The 14,468-nt window shown below is 68.7% G+C and carries 16 protein-coding genes; 3 read left to right on the top strand and 13 right to left on the bottom strand.

From position 1 onward, the window contains the following. Positions 1-10: 10 nt before the first annotated feature. The 6 genes from DBV35_RS21425 to DBV35_RS21400 form a co-directional block, all read right to left on the bottom strand. Complete coding sequence (locus DBV35_RS21425) at positions 11-1,549, bottom strand: AMP-binding protein (RefSeq protein ID WP_108662789.1); 1,539 nt, start codon at positions 1,547-1,549, stop codon at positions 11-13. A 143-nt stretch (positions 1,550-1,692) separates the two neighbouring features. Then, positions 1,693-2,946, bottom strand: coding sequence for a quaternary amine ABC transporter ATP-binding protein (locus DBV35_RS21420; protein WP_108662408.1), 1,254 nt, complete (start codon positions 2,944-2,946; stop codon positions 1,693-1,695). A gap of 8 nt (positions 2,947-2,954) precedes the next feature. Continuing rightward, positions 2,955-3,830 carry an ABC transporter permease gene (locus tag DBV35_RS21415; protein WP_108662407.1) on the bottom strand — a complete coding sequence of 292 codons (876 nt, stop codon included), beginning with the start codon at positions 3,828-3,830 and terminating at the stop codon, positions 2,955-2,957. Between the two features lie 67 nt (positions 3,831-3,897). Further along, positions 3,898-4,938, bottom strand: coding sequence for an ABC transporter substrate-binding protein (locus DBV35_RS21410; RefSeq protein WP_245944021.1), 1,041 nt, complete (start codon positions 4,936-4,938; stop codon positions 3,898-3,900). A gap of 388 nt (positions 4,939-5,326) precedes the next feature. Further along, positions 5,327-6,352, bottom strand: a complete 1,026-nt coding sequence (locus DBV35_RS21405) for an ABC transporter substrate-binding protein (RefSeq protein WP_108662787.1) — start codon at positions 6,350-6,352, stop codon at positions 5,327-5,329. Between the two features lie 106 nt (positions 6,353-6,458). Beyond that, complete coding sequence (locus DBV35_RS21400) at positions 6,459-7,256, bottom strand: sulfotransferase family 2 domain-containing protein (RefSeq protein WP_157961896.1); 798 nt, start codon at positions 7,254-7,256, stop codon at positions 6,459-6,461. 326 nt (positions 7,257-7,582) lie between these two features. Between DBV35_RS21400 and DBV35_RS21395 the strand changes: the two genes are divergently transcribed. Further along, a complete protein-coding gene (locus DBV35_RS21395; RefSeq protein ID WP_108662405.1) occupies positions 7,583-8,083 on the top strand; it encodes a hypothetical protein in 501 nt (166 codons plus the stop codon). Between the two features lie 63 nt (positions 8,084-8,146). Here DBV35_RS21395 and DBV35_RS21390 read toward each other — a convergent pair whose 3' ends face one another. From DBV35_RS21390 to ffh, 7 genes are all read right to left on the bottom strand, one after another. Continuing rightward, positions 8,147-8,416, bottom strand: coding sequence for a BQ00720 family protein (locus DBV35_RS21390; RefSeq protein WP_108662404.1), 270 nt, complete (start codon positions 8,414-8,416; stop codon positions 8,147-8,149). Position 8,417: 1 nt separating this feature from the next. Continuing rightward, the gene (locus tag DBV35_RS21385; RefSeq protein WP_108662403.1) at positions 8,418-8,867 is read right to left on the bottom strand and encodes an Hsp20 family protein; all 450 of its coding nucleotides are present in this window, start codon (positions 8,865-8,867) and stop codon (positions 8,418-8,420) included. Positions 8,868-8,976: 109 nt separating this feature from the next. Further along, a complete protein-coding gene (gene trmD, locus DBV35_RS21380; protein ID WP_281262239.1) occupies positions 8,977-9,675 on the bottom strand; it encodes a tRNA (guanosine(37)-N1)-methyltransferase TrmD in 699 nt (232 codons plus the stop codon). After that, a complete protein-coding gene (rimM, locus tag DBV35_RS21375) occupies positions 9,672-10,259 on the bottom strand; it encodes a ribosome maturation factor RimM (RefSeq protein WP_108662402.1) in 588 nt (195 codons plus the stop codon). The genes trmD and rimM overlap by 4 nt, the downstream gene beginning before the upstream one ends. Positions 10,260-10,307: 48 nt before the next feature. Next, positions 10,308-10,676, bottom strand: a complete 369-nt coding sequence (rpsP, locus tag DBV35_RS21370; RefSeq protein WP_108662401.1) for a 30S ribosomal protein S16 — start codon at positions 10,674-10,676, stop codon at positions 10,308-10,310. 58 nt (positions 10,677-10,734) lie between these two features. Next, positions 10,735-11,919, bottom strand: a complete 1,185-nt coding sequence (locus tag DBV35_RS21365; RefSeq protein WP_108662400.1) for a GNAT family N-acetyltransferase — start codon at positions 11,917-11,919, stop codon at positions 10,735-10,737. After that, positions 11,916-13,502 carry a signal recognition particle protein gene (gene ffh / locus DBV35_RS21360; protein ID WP_108662399.1) on the bottom strand — a complete coding sequence of 529 codons (1,587 nt, stop codon included), beginning with the start codon at positions 13,500-13,502 and terminating at the stop codon, positions 11,916-11,918. The genes DBV35_RS21365 and ffh overlap by 4 nt, the downstream gene beginning before the upstream one ends. 230 nt (positions 13,503-13,732) lie before the next feature. On the opposite strand from ffh, the gene DBV35_RS21355 reads away from it, so the two are divergent. Together DBV35_RS21355 and DBV35_RS21350 are read left to right on the top strand one after the other, a co-directional pair. Then, positions 13,733-13,990, top strand: a complete 258-nt coding sequence (locus DBV35_RS21355; RefSeq protein WP_157961895.1) for a hypothetical protein — start codon at positions 13,733-13,735, stop codon at positions 13,988-13,990. After that, positions 13,990-14,448: a DUF3775 domain-containing protein gene (locus DBV35_RS21350; protein WP_108662397.1), complete on the top strand. Its 459-nt coding sequence runs from the start codon at positions 13,990-13,992 to the stop codon at positions 14,446-14,448. Before DBV35_RS21355 ends, DBV35_RS21350 begins: the two co-directional genes overlap by 1 nt. The last annotated feature ends 20 nt before the right edge of the window (positions 14,449-14,468 follow it).

Genomic DNA, 14,468 nt, shown 5'->3' with positions numbered 1-14,468 from the left:
GCCGCCCGCTTCAGCGGAAGTGGCGGCGGATCACCTTGCCGGTCGTCGTCAGCGGCACGTCGTCCACGAACTCCACGATGCGCGGATATTCGTGGGCGGACAGCCGCTCGCGCACGAAATTCTGGATGTCCTTCTTGAGATCGTCGTCCCCGGTCGCGCCGGGGCGCAGCTTCACGAATGCGGCGACCGCCTGGCCGCGCACGGGATCGGGCTTGCCCACCACCGCGGCGATCTGAATGTCGGGATGGCCGGCGAGACAGTCCTCGATCTCGCCCGGTCCGATCCGGTGGCCGGCCGAGCTGATCACGTCATCGTCTCGCCCGACGAAGGTGAAGCCGTCCGGCCCCGCGATCGCCTGGTCCCCCGTCATCAGCCACGGCCCGCGAAACTTCTCCCGCGTCGCCGCCTCGTTCTGCCAGTAGCCGAGGAACATCACCGGGTCGGGCGCCGCGATCGCGATCGTCCCCTGCACGCCGTCGGCGACCGGGTTGCCGTCATCGTCCACCACGGCGACGCGATGGCCGGGCACCGCGCGCCCGATCACCCCCGGCGCGGCGACGCCCCAGGCCGTGCAGCTCGACAGGACGAGATTGCACTCGGTCTGCCCGTAGAACTCGTTGATCGTGAGGCCGAGATGCTCGCGCGCCCAGTGGAAGGTCGCCGCGCCGAGCTGCTCGCCGCCCGACCCGACCGAGCGCAGCCGCACCGTGGGGCGTGTGTCGCGCATCATGCGCAGCGCCGTCGGCGGGATGAAGGCGTTGCGCACGCCCGCCCGCGCCATCCAGTCGAGCACCTCCTCCGGGTCGAACCGCTCGCTGCGCTGCGCCACCACCGCGACGCCCATGAAGAGGCCGGGCAGGAGGACATTGAGGAGCCCGCCCGCCCACGCCCAATCAGCCGGCGTCCACAGCCGGTCCCCCGCATGGGGCATCAGGTCGTGGTGCATCTGCACGCCGGGGACATGGCCGAGGAGGACGCGGTGCCCGTGGAGCGCCCCCTTCGGATGCCCCGTCGTGCCGGAGGTGAAGATCATCATGGCGGGATCGTCGAGCCCGGTCGAAACGCCCTCGAACCGGTCGCTCGCCTTCTCGCGTAGCGGCGCGAGGTCCACCGCGCCCGGCACCGCCCCGTCGACCGTCAGCACCGTCGCCTCCAGCGCCGGCAGCCGCTCCGCCCCCGCGACGGTGGTCGCGATCAGCCGCGCGCCCGCCTGCTCCACCCGGTAGAGGATCGCCTCCGGCCCGAACACCGCCGCGAGCGGCACCGCCACCGCACCCATCCGGTAGATCGCGAGATGGGTGACGATCGTCTCCATCCGCTGGCCGAGATGGACCGCGACGCGGTCCCCCCGGCGCACGCCGAGATGGGTGAGCACGTTCGCCATCCGGTTGGCCTCGGCCGCGAGGCGACCGTAGCTGACCGCGACCGGCGCCCCCGCGGCGTCGGCGACGAACAGCGCCGGGCGGTCCGGCTCGCGCGCAGCCCAGGTGAAGCAGCACGCGTCAGCGATGTTGAATTCGGTCGGCTGGGGCCAGCGGAAACCGGCCATCGCCGCGTCATAGGTGGGAAACGCGGCCAGTTCGATCACGGGCGGCCCTTTCTGGGCGTTGTTGGCGACGAGGGTCACGGGTCGCGAGACTAGCGCGCCGCCACCGCCGCGTCAGCCCTTCCGACGCGGCCCGCCCGCCCCCTTCAGGAGGCGAGCTTCTCCTCGCCCTCCACCGCGTGCGCGGGCGCAGCGGCTGGCGTGCCGGGCGTGTTCGCGGCCTTCGGCGGCGTCAGCACCGAGGACATTTCGCGCGTGGAGACGACGCCCATGAGCTGCCCGTCCCCGTCGACCACCGGGAGCGGATAGTCGGTCTCGAGCGCGGCCGGCAGCGCGGTCTCGAGCGCGTCGTCGGCGGCGAGCGTCGGCCCGGTCTCGGCGACGTCATAGAGCGTCTGGCTGTTCGCCCCCGCCCCGGCGACCGCTTCCTCGAGCCGCTCCGCCGTCGCGACGCCGCGATAGCGGTCGCCCTCCACGACGTAGCCATAGCGCTCGCCGAGGCGGCGCATCTCGTCGAGCGCACGCTGCATGTTCTCGCCGGTGAGGCGCGCGCGCGGCGGCTGCATCACCACGTCGACGGTGAGGACGCGCGCCCGGTTCACGTCGCGCACGAACTCGGCGACATAATCGTCGGCCGGGTTCAGCAGGATCTCGTGCGGCCGGCCCACCTGCGACAGGCGTCCGTCCTTCAGGATCGCGATGTGGTCGCCGATCCGGAGCGCCTCGTCCAGATCGTGGGTGATGAAGACGATGGTCTTGCCGAGCTTCGCCTGCAATTCGATCAGCTGGTCCTGCATCTGGCTGCGGATCAGCGGGTCGAGCGCGGAGAAGGCCTCGTCCATGAGGAGGATCTCGGCGTCGGTCGCGAGCGCGCGGGCGAGGCCGACGCGCTGCTGCATCCCGCCCGAGAGTTGGGTCGGGTACTGGTTCTCGTAGCCGGCGAGCCCCACCACCTCGATCCACTCCATCGCCTTGGCCTCGCGCTCGGACCGCTTCATGCCGCGGATCGCGAGCCCGTAGCCCACATTCTCGAGCACGGTGCGATGCGGCATCAGCCCGAAGCGCTGGAACACCATGCTCATCGTGGTGCGACGGAACTTCTCCAGATCACGGATCGACATCTGGAGGACGTCGGTGCCGTTGACGAGGATGCGCCCGTCGGTCGGGTCGATGAGGCGGTTGAAGTGGCGGATCAGGGTGGACTTGCCGGACCCCGAGAGGCCCATCACCACGAAGATCTCACCCTTCTCGATGGAGAGGGACACGTCGGCGAGGCCGAGCGTGTGCCCGGTCTCGGCCAGAAGCTCCTCCTTCGACAGGCCCGCCCGGTAGCGCGTGAGCGCGGACTTGGCGTCGGGCCCGAAGATCTTCGTGACGTTCTCGACTTCGATGAGTGCCATGTCGGGTCCTAGTGCGCCACGCGCCGGTGAGCCTGGGCGCGCGCCCCCGCAGACTGGGAGATACGGTCAAAGATAATGGCGAGAATGACGATGGCGATGCCGCCGATCAGGCCCTGCCCCGCGTCGTTGCGCTGGAGGCCGAGAAGCACCGTCTCGCCGACGCCGCGCGCGCCGATCATCGAGGCGATCACCACCATCGCCAACGCCATCATCATGGTCTGGTTGATGCCCTGCATGATGGACGGCAGGGCGAGCGGGATCTGCACGCCGCGCAGCATCTGCCAGCGCGTCGCGCCGAACGCGCGGCTCGCCTCCACGACCTCCGAGTCCACATGGCGGATGCCGAGATCGGTGAGGCGGATGAGCGGCGGCGTCGCGTAGATGACGGTCGCGAGGACGGCGGGGATCTTGCCGAGGCCGAACAGCATCACGGCGGGGATGAGATAGACGAAGCTCGGGATCGTCTGCATCAGGTCGAGGATCGGGTTGATGATCGCGCGCGCCCTGTCGGAGCGGGCGGTCAGGACGCCGATCGGAATGCCGATCACCACCGAGATCGCGACGGCGACGATCATGATCGCGATCGTCTGCATCGCCTGCGTCCAGAGGCCCAGCGTGCCGACGAACCAGAGCGCGATGACCATCGCGACGGACAGGCGGATGCTGCGCGAGGCGGCGTAGGCGATCAGCCCGACGACGGCGAGCACCACGAGGACCGGTGAATCGCGCAGGAGCCGCTCGAGCCAGACGAGCGCCTGGAGGAGGAAGTTGGAGAACGCCTCGAAGCCGTCCCCATATTGGACGACGAGGAAGCGCACGAATTCGTTGGTTCCGTTGCGGATCCAATCGCCGACGCGTTCGCCGAGAAACAGATAGTCGTTCATGCCTGGCTCCGTTGGGTGGCCCGCACCGGGTCCGCGAGGGCGCGAGGCCCCCGCGGACAGGTGTCACTCAGCTCGACGGCAGAGCGTTCTCAACACGCTCGGCAACGTCCGACGGCACCCATTCGGTCCAGACATCCTTGTTGTTGGCAAGCCACCATTCGGCGGCCTCGTCGGCCGATGCGCTCTCGTCCTGCATGTAGGCGAGGGCCTTCGAGGTGGTCGCCGCGTCGAACGAGTACTTGCCGAGGAATTCGACGATGGTCGGCGCCGCTTCCTGGAAGTCGGTGTTGACGGCGATGCTGACCTCGGTGAGCGGATAGGCGGTCGCCGGGGTCTCGGCGGTCACGCTCTCGGCGTCCATGTCGGCCAGCGCCTGCCAGGTCTCGGCGTTGTATTCCGGCTCTTCGAGCTGGACGACCTGATCGCCGATCTTGCCCATCACCCAGGTCGGGCCCCAGTAGTAGAAGACGATCGGGCGCTCGCGCAGGATCGCCGACTCGATGGCGCCGGAGAGCGCGCCGCCGGTGCCGGGGCGGAAGTTGGTGTAGGTGTCGAGCAGGCCATAGGCTTGGAGCTTCTTGGTGTTCATCACCTCGCAGCCCCAGCCGAGGATGCAGTTGTAGAAGCGGCCCTTGCCCGGCTCTTCCGGGTCCTCGAACAGCTCGGCATATTTCGGCAGGTCGGAGACGGACTTGAGGTCCGGCGCCGGGGCGTCCGGCCCTTCGACGAGATATTTCGGGACGAACCAGGCCTGCGTCGCGTCCGGGTAGCTGATGCCGACGGCGGCGACGTCACCGTCATTGACGGCGGTCTCCCAGGCGTCGCGGACATTGTCGATCCACATTTCCATGGTGATGTCGATGTCGCCGCGGACCATGCCGTTCAGCAGCGGGATCGTGGAGCCGGGGATCTGGTCGGTCTCGCAGCCATAGCCGTTTTCGAGGATGTAGCCGGCGACGGCGCTGTGGAAGGCGTTGGAGTCCCAGTCGAGGCCCGCGAAGACGACGGGGCGGCTCATGCCGTCGCAATCGGCCGCGGCCATCGCGGCATCGGACGCGACGATCGCCGGCGCGGCCAGCAAGCCGACCGCGAGCAAAGTCTTTTTCAAAATTCTTCTCCTTGTCAGGTCCGTGATTTTGGAGGCACCAGCACGACGGACGCGCCGATACGCCAAACGGCCGAGGGACAAATGCCGCCTCGGCGCACGTCTCGCGGCGGTGCCACGGACAAAGGCTCAGCGCTGCGATCGGACAAGGGATGCCGCGATCGACAGAGCTATCGGAAGCCGGGAGTATAGAGCACGCGCGCCGCGTGTAAAGGCAGCTTTGGAGAACACGCAGCGCGCGAGAGGCCTCCGGCGCCGCCTCCACCGGGATCAACCGAACGATCTACCGGGAGGGACGGCGTCGGATCACACGGCCCGACGCCAAATAATCAATACTGTTATTTCTTAAGCGGCAAATTTATACAGATCGCCGTTCAAGGTTTTTTGACATCTATTCTGCGACGGCCTCGGAAACCCGTGCCGCGACGTCTTCCGGCACCCAGGATTTCCACACGTCTTCGTGCTCACGCAGGAAGACTTCGGCCGCCTCGGGGCCCTCGGCGTCGTTGTCCTGCATGTAGGCGAGGGCCTGGCTCGTGTCGTCGCTGCTCATGCCGTAGTTCATGAAGAACTCACGCAGTACCGGCGCGCTGGCGGTGAACTTGGTGTTCGCCCCGATCACCACCTTCGTCTTCGGGTAGGCGGTCGCCGCGGTCGGCTCGTCAGACGCCATCATGGCGTCCCAGGTCTCCTGGTTGAACGGCGGCTCCTCGAGCTGCACGAAGTCGTACTTGCCCATCAGCCAGGTCGGCGACCAGAAGTAAAAGAGGACCGGCCGCTCGCGCAGGTACGCCGATTCCACCGCCGCCTCGAGCGCCGCGCCCGCGCCCGGCCGCACGTTCGAGTAGGCATCGGTAAGGCCGTAGGCGATCAGCTTCTTCGAGTTCACGATCTCGCACTGCCAGCCGATCACGCAGTTGAGGAAGCGCCCCTTGTCGGGCTCCTCCGGGTCCTTGAACAGCTCCTTGTAGTCGGCGAGCTGCTCGACCGACTTGAGGTCCGGCGCCGCCGCGTCCGCGCCTTCGACGAGGTAGCGCGGGACGTACCAGCCCTCGGTCGCGTCCGGGAAGGTCGTGCCGAGCCGCTCGACCTTGCCCTCGGCCTCGGCATCGAGGAAGGCCTGCGCGGTGTTCGCGGTCCAGACCTCCATGATGACGTCGACATCGCCGCGCGACATGCCCTGGTTCAGCACCAGCGTGGTGCCGGGGATGACGTCGGTCGTGCAGCCATAGCCTTTTTCGAGGATGAGGCGGGCGAGCGCGGTGTGGAAGGCGGCCGAGCCGTAGTCGAGGCCGCCGAACATCACCGGCCGGTCGAGGTCGCAGGTGGTCTCGGCCCTCGCCGGGCTCGGGATCTGCGCCAAGGCGGTCGCGGCGCAGAACAAGCCGAGCGCGACAGCGGTGCGACGAGTTTTCATCGGGTCCATGTCCGTCTGGAACGTCGTTTAGGCCAAACCTAGAACACCGCCCCCGGAACTGTACACCGCCGCTGAAAGAAACGCGGGCGCGCGGCCCGCGCGCCGGTCAGCGCTGATACTGGTCGCCGTACGCCTTGAAATCGAGGCGGTAGGTCTCGCGGATCTTCGCGATCGAGCGCTCGTTGATGAAGGCCCGGCTCGACGGGAAGAGCCAGTCCGCATAGACGCCGCGGGTGATGCGGGCCGTCTCCGGCGTCTCGCCCAGCGCCGCGGTGCGCGCCGGGTCCGAGCCGTGATGGTGGCTCGACCCTTCGATCGCTTCGAGATCGATCGGCTTCACGCCCGGCTCGCCGCTCACCTCCTTCACCCAGTCGGTGAAGCTCTCGATCGGGATGTGGCGCTGCACGAACGCCTCCTCGCCGTTGATATATTGCGGCGAGAGGTGCTGGTTGATGCTCTGCGGCAGACGCGTCTCGAACTCGTTCACCATGTCGAGATGCTCGAGGAAGTTGATCCCCTCCGCCGGGTCGAGACCGCGCGAGGCGAGCCACTCGTCCACGAGCGCCCAATGGTCCTGCACCCAGTGGCGGCGATGCTTGATGATGGCGCCCTTCTCGGCGAGCACGAGGAACGCGCTCGGCGCACGCACCATCGGATCGCGCACCACCTTCACGACCTTGTGTGAGCCTGACTTCAGCGCGGCCAGAAGCTCACGCTGATAGCCTTCGCGGCGCTTGAAGACGCGGGACTCGTAGTCGTGGATCCAGGGGCTGTGGGCGAACGCCTCGTCGAGGATGCCGAGCTGGGCGAAGAACCACTTCACCACCGTCGTACAGCCCGATTTCTGGCTCCAGAGGATGATATAGGGAAAGCTCGGATCGTAGAGCGGGATGCGGAAACGCACGCAATCCGGCCGAGGCGCAGTCAGATTTTTCAGGATCACGGGGCTCCCCTCGAAACTGAGCCGGAAAATGCGTCCACACGGCCCGGAAGTCCATGCCCAACGGCCAACTTCCTGGCGCCCGAGGCGCAAAACGGACTTTGCATGCGAAGGTGGCGCACCATCTAAGCCCGCACGGTGCTAGAAAGAGACATGACCTTGCCGTGGCGCGCACGCTCAATTCGTGGCACGCCGATCCGGCAACCCGCGCACCGGCGCGGAACGCGGCACCACAGAGGAGCGAAATCACCGCTGGTATGTTGACGTCGACCCTAGCGACCCTTGCCCTGTTGGACACCGTGGCCTTCCTGCCGCTCGCGCTCGCGGCCGCGCTCTATTCGCTGTGGCGTCGACGCCGCCCGATCACGCGCACCCGCGTGATGGACGTTGCGCTGTCGGCGGGTCTCCTCGTGATGATGGGGGTGCGCTACGCGTTCCTCGCGGTGATGACGGCGGCGATGCCGGCGGCCGTCCTCGGCGCGTGGGCGACGCCCGCGGCGGCCGGAATCGCGGCGGCGCTCTACGCGCTCCTCGCGCTGATCGGGTTCGTCGCCTATCGGGGGAGTGTCGCCTGGCGGGTCGGCGGGGCGGTGGTCTTCTCGGCGGCGGCGCTGGTGGAGCTGATCGTCAACACCGTGGTGAGCCATGCCGGCGCGCTGCGCACCATGGACACGCTCCTGTCCGTCGCGATCGCGGCGGCGCTCATGATCCTCGCCGCCTTCCATTGGACCCATCGCACCGCGACGCCCAATCCGCTCGGCAGCAGCGACGGCCGGCCCTACGATTATTGACGGGCCGCCGCGCGGTCTGGCCGGCCCAGCGCCTCCGTTGGGAGGCGCCGGCCCGTTTCGTCCTCAGTGCACGCTCACCGTGACGAGGTTGTTCTCCATCGCATTGGCGAGCACGGCCTGCGGCGTGTCGGCGAGCACGATTGGCGTGCCGTTGGCCGACAACAGCGCCCAAAGCCTCAGCCCCGGTGCGATCTCGGGGGCATTCGGAAAGAGCGCGGACACCTCCTCCGAGCGGAAGGAGCGCACATAGGCCACATGTCCAGAGCCGAGTTCGGCAAGCATCTCGGGGCTGATCGCCATCTCGACTGCGGAATTGCGTTCGTTCTCAGTCATCTTACGAACTCCTCGACTGCGACGCCGGTTTGGCGCCGATCTCGATGGTGCGAACCGTCCGCTCCGGCTCCGGACGCGCGAGGTCGATGGACAGGAGCCCATCGGCCAGCGCCGCACTCAGAATTTCGATCCCCTCAGCGAGCACGAAGGCGCGCTGGAACTGCCGGGCTGCGATGCCACGGTGGAGGAAATGCCGCCCCTGGTCCACATCCGTCGGCTGTGCGCCGCGGATCACGAGCTGATTGTCCTCCACGGTCACCGAGAGCTGCTCTTTGGAAAAGCCCGCGACGGCGAGCGTGATGCGCAGCCGGTCCCCGATTTCTGTGCTGATGCGTTCGATGTTGTAGGGCGGGTAGCCATCGCTCCCGCTTTTCGTCACGCGATCGAGGACGCGTTCGATCTCTTCAAAGCCCAGAAGAAGCGGGCTCGAGAGAGGGGTCATCCGAGTCATGTTTCAGTCCTTGCGACAAGCGACCGTCGAGAGGGCCCATCGGGCACCCTCTCGGACCCAATATTTGGGGGTTCGTGCCGCAAACGCAAGCAGCCGGGGGATCTGCCCCCTATCGCGGCGCTCGCTTCGCAAGGTCCGGGCGTCGCTCGGCGGTGATTCGCTCGCGCTCGCCGCGCCGCCATGACGCGACCTTGGCGTGGTCGCCGCTCGTCAGCACAGCGGGGATCGTCCGCCCCTCCCATTCGGCCGGGCGGGTGTATTGCGGATGCTCCAGGAGGCCGTCCGCGAAGCTCTCCTCCTCGCCGGAGGCGGCGTTGCCCATCACGCCCGGCAGGAGGCGCACCACCGCGTCGAGCACGGTGAGGGCCGCGATCTCGCCGCCGGACAGGATGAAATCGCCGATCGAGACCTCGGTGAGGCCGCGCGCCTCTATGACGCGCTCGTCCACCCCCTCGAACCGGCCGCACACGATGGTGACCGCCCCCGCTTCGAGGAGGGCGCGGGCATCGGCCTGGGTGAAGGGTTTGCCGCGCGGGCTCATCAGGAGGCGCGGGCCCGCGCCGCCCGCACCGTCGATCGCGCGGGCGAGCACGTCCGCGCGCATCACCATGCCCGGACCGCCACCGGCCGGGGTGTCGTCGACCGAGCGGTGCTTGTCGGTCGCGAAATCGCGGATGTCGACACAGTCGAGCCGCCACCGCCCCTCGCGCAGCGCCCGCCCCGAGAGGGCGAGGCCGAGCGGGCCGGGAAACATCTCCGGATAGAGGGTGAGGACCGTCGCGCGAAAGCCGGCCACGTCTTCGCTCACGGGCGCGGCTCGTCGGGATCCGCTTCGCCGGCTTCTTCGGCTTCTTCGGCCTCTTCGGGCTCGTCCGGCTCGCCGTCCGCATCATCGTCGAGCAGCCCCTCGGGCGGGTCGACGACGATATAGCCCTCCGCGATCCGCACCTCCGGCACGATCTCGCGGGTGAAGGGCAGCATCAGGTTGATGTCGCCGTCGATCTCGATCACGTCGCCGGCGCCGTGGTCGGCGACGCCGCGGATGGTCCCGAGCGGCGTCCCGTCGACGTGCCGCGCCTCGAGGCCGATCAGGTCGACATAGTAGAACTCGTCCTCATCGGGCCGCGGCAGGCGGCTGCGCGGCACCATGAGGGTCGTGCCGCGCAGGGTCTCGGCCGCATTGCGGTCGGCGACCCCCTCGATCTCGGCGACGATCGACTTGCCGATCGGCTTCACCGAGGTGAGCTTGAAGCGGCGGCCCGCCTCGTCCTCGTAGGGGTTGTAGCGGCGCAGGGCCAACGGATCCTCCGCGAAGACCGTCAGCTTGACGGCCCCGCGGACGCCGTGCGGCGCGCCGATCGTCGCGATGACGAGCAGGCGGTCGTCGGTCATGGGCCGCTCCAAATCCTCGCGGATGCGCAAAGGGCGCCGGGGCCGGGCTTACGCCTCGGCACCCTCGCTCTCGGCGGCAGCGGCCGCGGCGGCGGCGCGGCTCGCGGCGCGCTCCTGGGCCTTCTTGCCGGGCTCACCCTTGTTCGGGTTGGAGCGGGCCGGACGGCTGGCGATGCCGGCAGCATCGAGGAAGCGCAGCACGCGGTCGGTCGGCTTCGCGCCCTGGGCGATCCAGTGGCGGATGCGCTCCTCGACGAGCGTCACGCGCTCCGGGTCGTCCTTCTGGAGCATCGGGTTGTAGGTGCCGACCTTCTCGATGAAGCGGCCATCGCGCGGGGAGCGGATGTCGGCGACGACGATGCGGTAATAGGGACGCTTCTTGGTGCCGCCACGGGCGAGACGAATACGGGTAGACACTCTGTTTCTCCTTCGGAAATCGGGGCCGTTTCGGGCTTTCGGGTGAGTCGTTGGCGCGTCAGTGCGCCATCGGCGGTTGGGTCTCTGCGGGTTGCAGGCCGATCATCGCGCCGAGACGCGTCTCGTCGGGCATCGCGTGGCGCCAGACCGACGCGATGGTGCCCGACAGATCGATCGACCCCTCGCGCACGGCGCCGAGACGGCGCGCCACGGCGAGCGAAGCGGTGTTTTCATCTTCGATGAAGCTGACGAGCCGGGTGCGCCCCTGCTCGCACGCGACGTCGCGCACGGCGGCGACGGCCTCGGCCGCGATGCCCCGTCCGCGCGAGTCGGCGGTGATGGAATAGGCGAGCTCCGCCTCGGGCCAGCCGACCGGATGGAAGAGGCCGATGCAGCCGACGAGCCGCCCCTCCTCCTCCACCGCATAGAAGCCGTAGCCGCGCAGGATCCACTGGCCGGCGAGCCCGAACAGGATGCGCGAGGCCTCCGGGATCGTGCGCACGCCGCCGAGGAAGCGCATCGTCTCAGCGTCGCCGACATGGGCGATGAACCGCTCCAGGTGGTCGGGTCGCCACTGCGTCAGCGTCAGGCGCCGCGTGCGGATGGTGAGCGGCATCGCGCTCGTCTCGAGCAGGATCTCGCGCTCGTCGTCAGGATCGTCCGGCACGGGGTGCCCGGCACACGGGTAGCGCAGCACGTCCGCCGTGACCTCGCCGAATGTCGTGCGCGTGTCGACCGTCGCGCCCGCCGCCATCGCGAGTTGGCGCGAGGGGGCATTGTCCGGGTGGACATAGCTGACGAGGGTCGGCGCGCCGCAGGCCTCGGCGACGGCGCGGATCGCGCGCACCGCCTCGGCGCCATAGCCGCGCCCACGCGCGTCCGGCAGGAGGCCGTAGACGATCTCGATCTCCGGCTTGTCGACCGGGAACCACGGCCCGGCATAGCCGAGCAGGCGTCCCTCGCGGTCGCTGATGCCGTAGACGCCGAAGCCGTGCACCCACCAATGGCCCACGAACCGGGAGAGCATCTCGTAGGTGCCGGTAAGGTCGCGCACGCCGCCGATGAAGCGGGTCGAATCCGGGTCGGCCCACAGCGTGGCGAGCGCCGAGATGTGATGCAGCCGCATCGGGGCGAGGACGAGCCGCTCGGTCTCGATCACGCGCGGCATCACGAAGCCGCCGAGCACGGCTTCCGACCGCGCACGCGCCGCGCGATGCTCGGGTGCGATCGCCTCGATGATCACCGGCGCTTGCCCTTCTGCCGCTTGCCCTTGCCGTGGCCGCCGAGGCCGGGCATGCCGCCGAGACCCGGAAGGCCGCCACCCGGCAGTCCGCCGAGGCCCGGCATCCCGCCGCCGAGGCCGGGCATCCCGCCCAGACCAGGCATGCCGCCGCCGGGCGCCGCCGGCATCTGCTTGGCGAGCTTCTCGAGTTCGGCCGGGTCCATGTTCTCGAGACCGGCCGGCATCTTGGGCATGCCGCCGCCACCGCCGAGCATGGCGCCGAGGCCGCCCATGAGGCCGCCCTTCTTCTTGCCCATCATCTTCATCATGTCCGCCATCTGGCGGTGCATCTTGAGGAGCTTGTTCACCTCCTCGACGCGCGTGCCCGAGCCCGACGCGATGCGCTTCTTGCGGCTCGCCTTCAGGATGTCGGGCTTCTTGCGCTCGCCCTTCGTCATCGAGTTGATGATCGCGACCTGGCGCTTGATGATCCGGTCGTCGAGACCGGCATCGGCCATCTGCTTCTTCATCTTGCCGACGCCGGGCATCAGCCCCATCAGGCCGCCGAGCCCGCCCATCTTCTCCATCTGGCCGAGCTGGTCCTTCAGGTCGTCGAGGTCGAACCCGCCCTTGGCCATCTTGAGGGCCATGGCCTGGGCCTTCTCGGCGTCGACATGCTCGGCCGCCTTCTCCACCAGCGAGACGATGTCGCCCATGCCGAGGATGCGGTCGGCGATGCGCTGCGGGTGGAATTCCTCCAGCGCGTCCGCCTTTTCGCCGACGCCGATGAGCTTGATCGGCTTGCCGGTCGTGGCGCGCATGGCGAGCGCCGCGCCGCCGCGCCCGTCACCGTCGACGCGGGTGAGGACGATGCCGGTGATGCCGACGCGCTCGTCGAACGACTTCGCGACGTTGACGGCGTCCTGGCCGGTCAGCGAGTCGGCGACGAGCAGGATCTCGTGCGGGCGCGTCGCCTTCTTGATGTCGGCCATCTCGAGCATCAGCGGCTCGTCGATGTGGAGGCGGCCGGCGGTGTCGAGGATCACCACGTCGAAGCCGCCGAGGCGCGCGGCCGTCATCGCCCGCTCGGCGATCTGGGTCGGCGTCTGGTTCGGGATGATCTTCAGCGTCTCGATGTCGTTCTCTTCGCCGAGGACGCGCAGCTGCTCCTGCGCGGCCGGGCGGCGCACGTCGAGCGAAGCCATCAGCACGCGCTTCTTGTCGCGCAGCTGGAGGCGGCGGCCGATCTTGGCGGAGGTGGTCGTCTTACCGGAGCCCTGGAGGCCGACCATCATGATGGCGAGCGGAGGGGCGGCGTGCAGGTCGATCGGCTCGGCCGTCTCGCCCAGCGTCGCGACAAGCTCGTCATGGACGATCTTGACGACCATCTGGCCCGGCGTCACCGACTTCACGACGAGCGCGCCGACGGCCTTCTCGCGCACGCGCTCGATGAAGTCGCGGGCGACCGGCAGCGCCACGTCCGCCTCGAGCAGCGCGCGGCGCACCTCGCGCAGCGCCATGTCGACATCGGCCTCCGACAGCGCGCCACGCCGCGTCAGCTTGTCGAAGATGCCGGAAAGGCGCTCTGAAAGACTGTCGAACATGGGTTCACCCGGGGCTCAGAAATCGAGGCAACGCAAAACGCGCCCGTGGGCGCAACGCGCTGACGGACGTGGGGGCGCGGCCTGTACCGCGCGAGGGGGTAAGTACGCGCCCGGACCCCCGCCGTCAAGGATCGCCGCGCGGCGGGCGTCGCGCGGTCGCGGAAACCGATCCCCGGCCCTCGTGCGTTGTCTCCCACACGCGAGACCATCGCACACGAAGGAGAAGCATGATGGCCCATCCCGACAAAAAGCGCGCGCCCCTTTCCGAGGCCGACCTCGCGAACGACATCATGGGGCGGAACGCGCTCCAGGGTGACGACCAGGCGAACGTGCGCAACGAGCGGCAGGCCGTCCCCGGCGCCAAGACGGAGGCCGATTCCGGCCCGGTCGAAAGCGCGCGATTGACCGACAAGGACGCGCGCGCCAAAGCCGAGCTCGGCAAGGGCAATCGTCACGCGTCCGAGGGGCGCGAAGGGGAGTCCAACTGATGAGCGTCAGCGACCAGGACGGCGGCGAGCCCGTCGACCTCAACATCGATCCCGAGCTCGTGCGCCTCATCGTGGCGAAGTCGAGCGCCGTCGTCTTCGAGATGCCGGACGCGGAGGACGACGAGCCCGAACTCGAGACCGAGCTCGACGCCGGCACCAGCTACGAGAGCGCCGACGTCGCCCTCGCCTCGGAGGACGAGGACGCCGACGGCACCCGCGAGGAGGTCAAGGCCATGATCGACACGCTGAATGTCGACGAGCAGGCCGAGCTGATCGCGCTCACCTGGATCGGCCGGGGCGACTACGAGCCGTCCGACATCAAGACCGCGATTCGCGACGCGAAGGCCCAGCATCGCGGCCCCGCCAGCAACACCCTCTTCGAGATCGACATCTTCCCGAGCTACCTCGAGACCGGCCTCGATTCCTTCGAGGAATGGCGAAACACGTTCGGCGACTGACCCGCCGTCCACCGGGCGGG

The sequence above is a fragment of the Acuticoccus kandeliae genome, assembly GCF_003073115.1.
The sequence above is the reverse complement of the archived record's forward strand: the minus strand, read 5'-3'. Positions and strand labels throughout refer to the sequence as shown.

Coding starts and splice junctions, on each gene's coding strand:
- DBV35_RS21420 (WP_108662408.1), bottom strand. CDS start 2,946: ATGGCACTCATCGAAGTCGAGAACGTCACGAAGATCTTCGGGCCCGAC.
- DBV35_RS21350 (WP_108662397.1), top strand. CDS start 13,990: ATGAGCGTCAGCGACCAGGACGGCGGCGAGCCCGTCGACCTCAACATC.
- rimM (WP_108662402.1), bottom strand. CDS start 10,259: ATGACCGACGACCGCCTGCTCGTCATCGCGACGATCGGCGCGCCGCAC.
- DBV35_RS21425 (WP_108662789.1), bottom strand. CDS start 1,549: ATGGCCGGTTTCCGCTGGCCCCAGCCGACCGAATTCAACATCGCTGAC.
- DBV35_RS21405 (WP_108662787.1), bottom strand. CDS start 6,352: ATGAAAACTCGTCGCACCGCTGTCGCGCTCGGCTTGTTCTGCGCCGCG.
- DBV35_RS21390 (WP_108662404.1), bottom strand. CDS start 8,416: ATGACTGAGAACGAACGCAATTCCGCAGTCGAGATGGCGATCAGCCCC.
- ffh (WP_108662399.1), bottom strand. CDS start 13,502: ATGTTCGACAGTCTTTCAGAGCGCCTTTCCGGCATCTTCGACAAGCTG.
- DBV35_RS21415 (WP_108662407.1), bottom strand. CDS start 3,830: ATGAACGACTATCTGTTTCTCGGCGAACGCGTCGGCGATTGGATCCGC.
- DBV35_RS21355 (WP_157961895.1), top strand. CDS start 13,733: ATGGCCCATCCCGACAAAAAGCGCGCGCCCCTTTCCGAGGCCGACCTC.
- DBV35_RS21385 (WP_108662403.1), bottom strand. CDS start 8,867: ATGACTCGGATGACCCCTCTCTCGAGCCCGCTTCTTCTGGGCTTTGAA.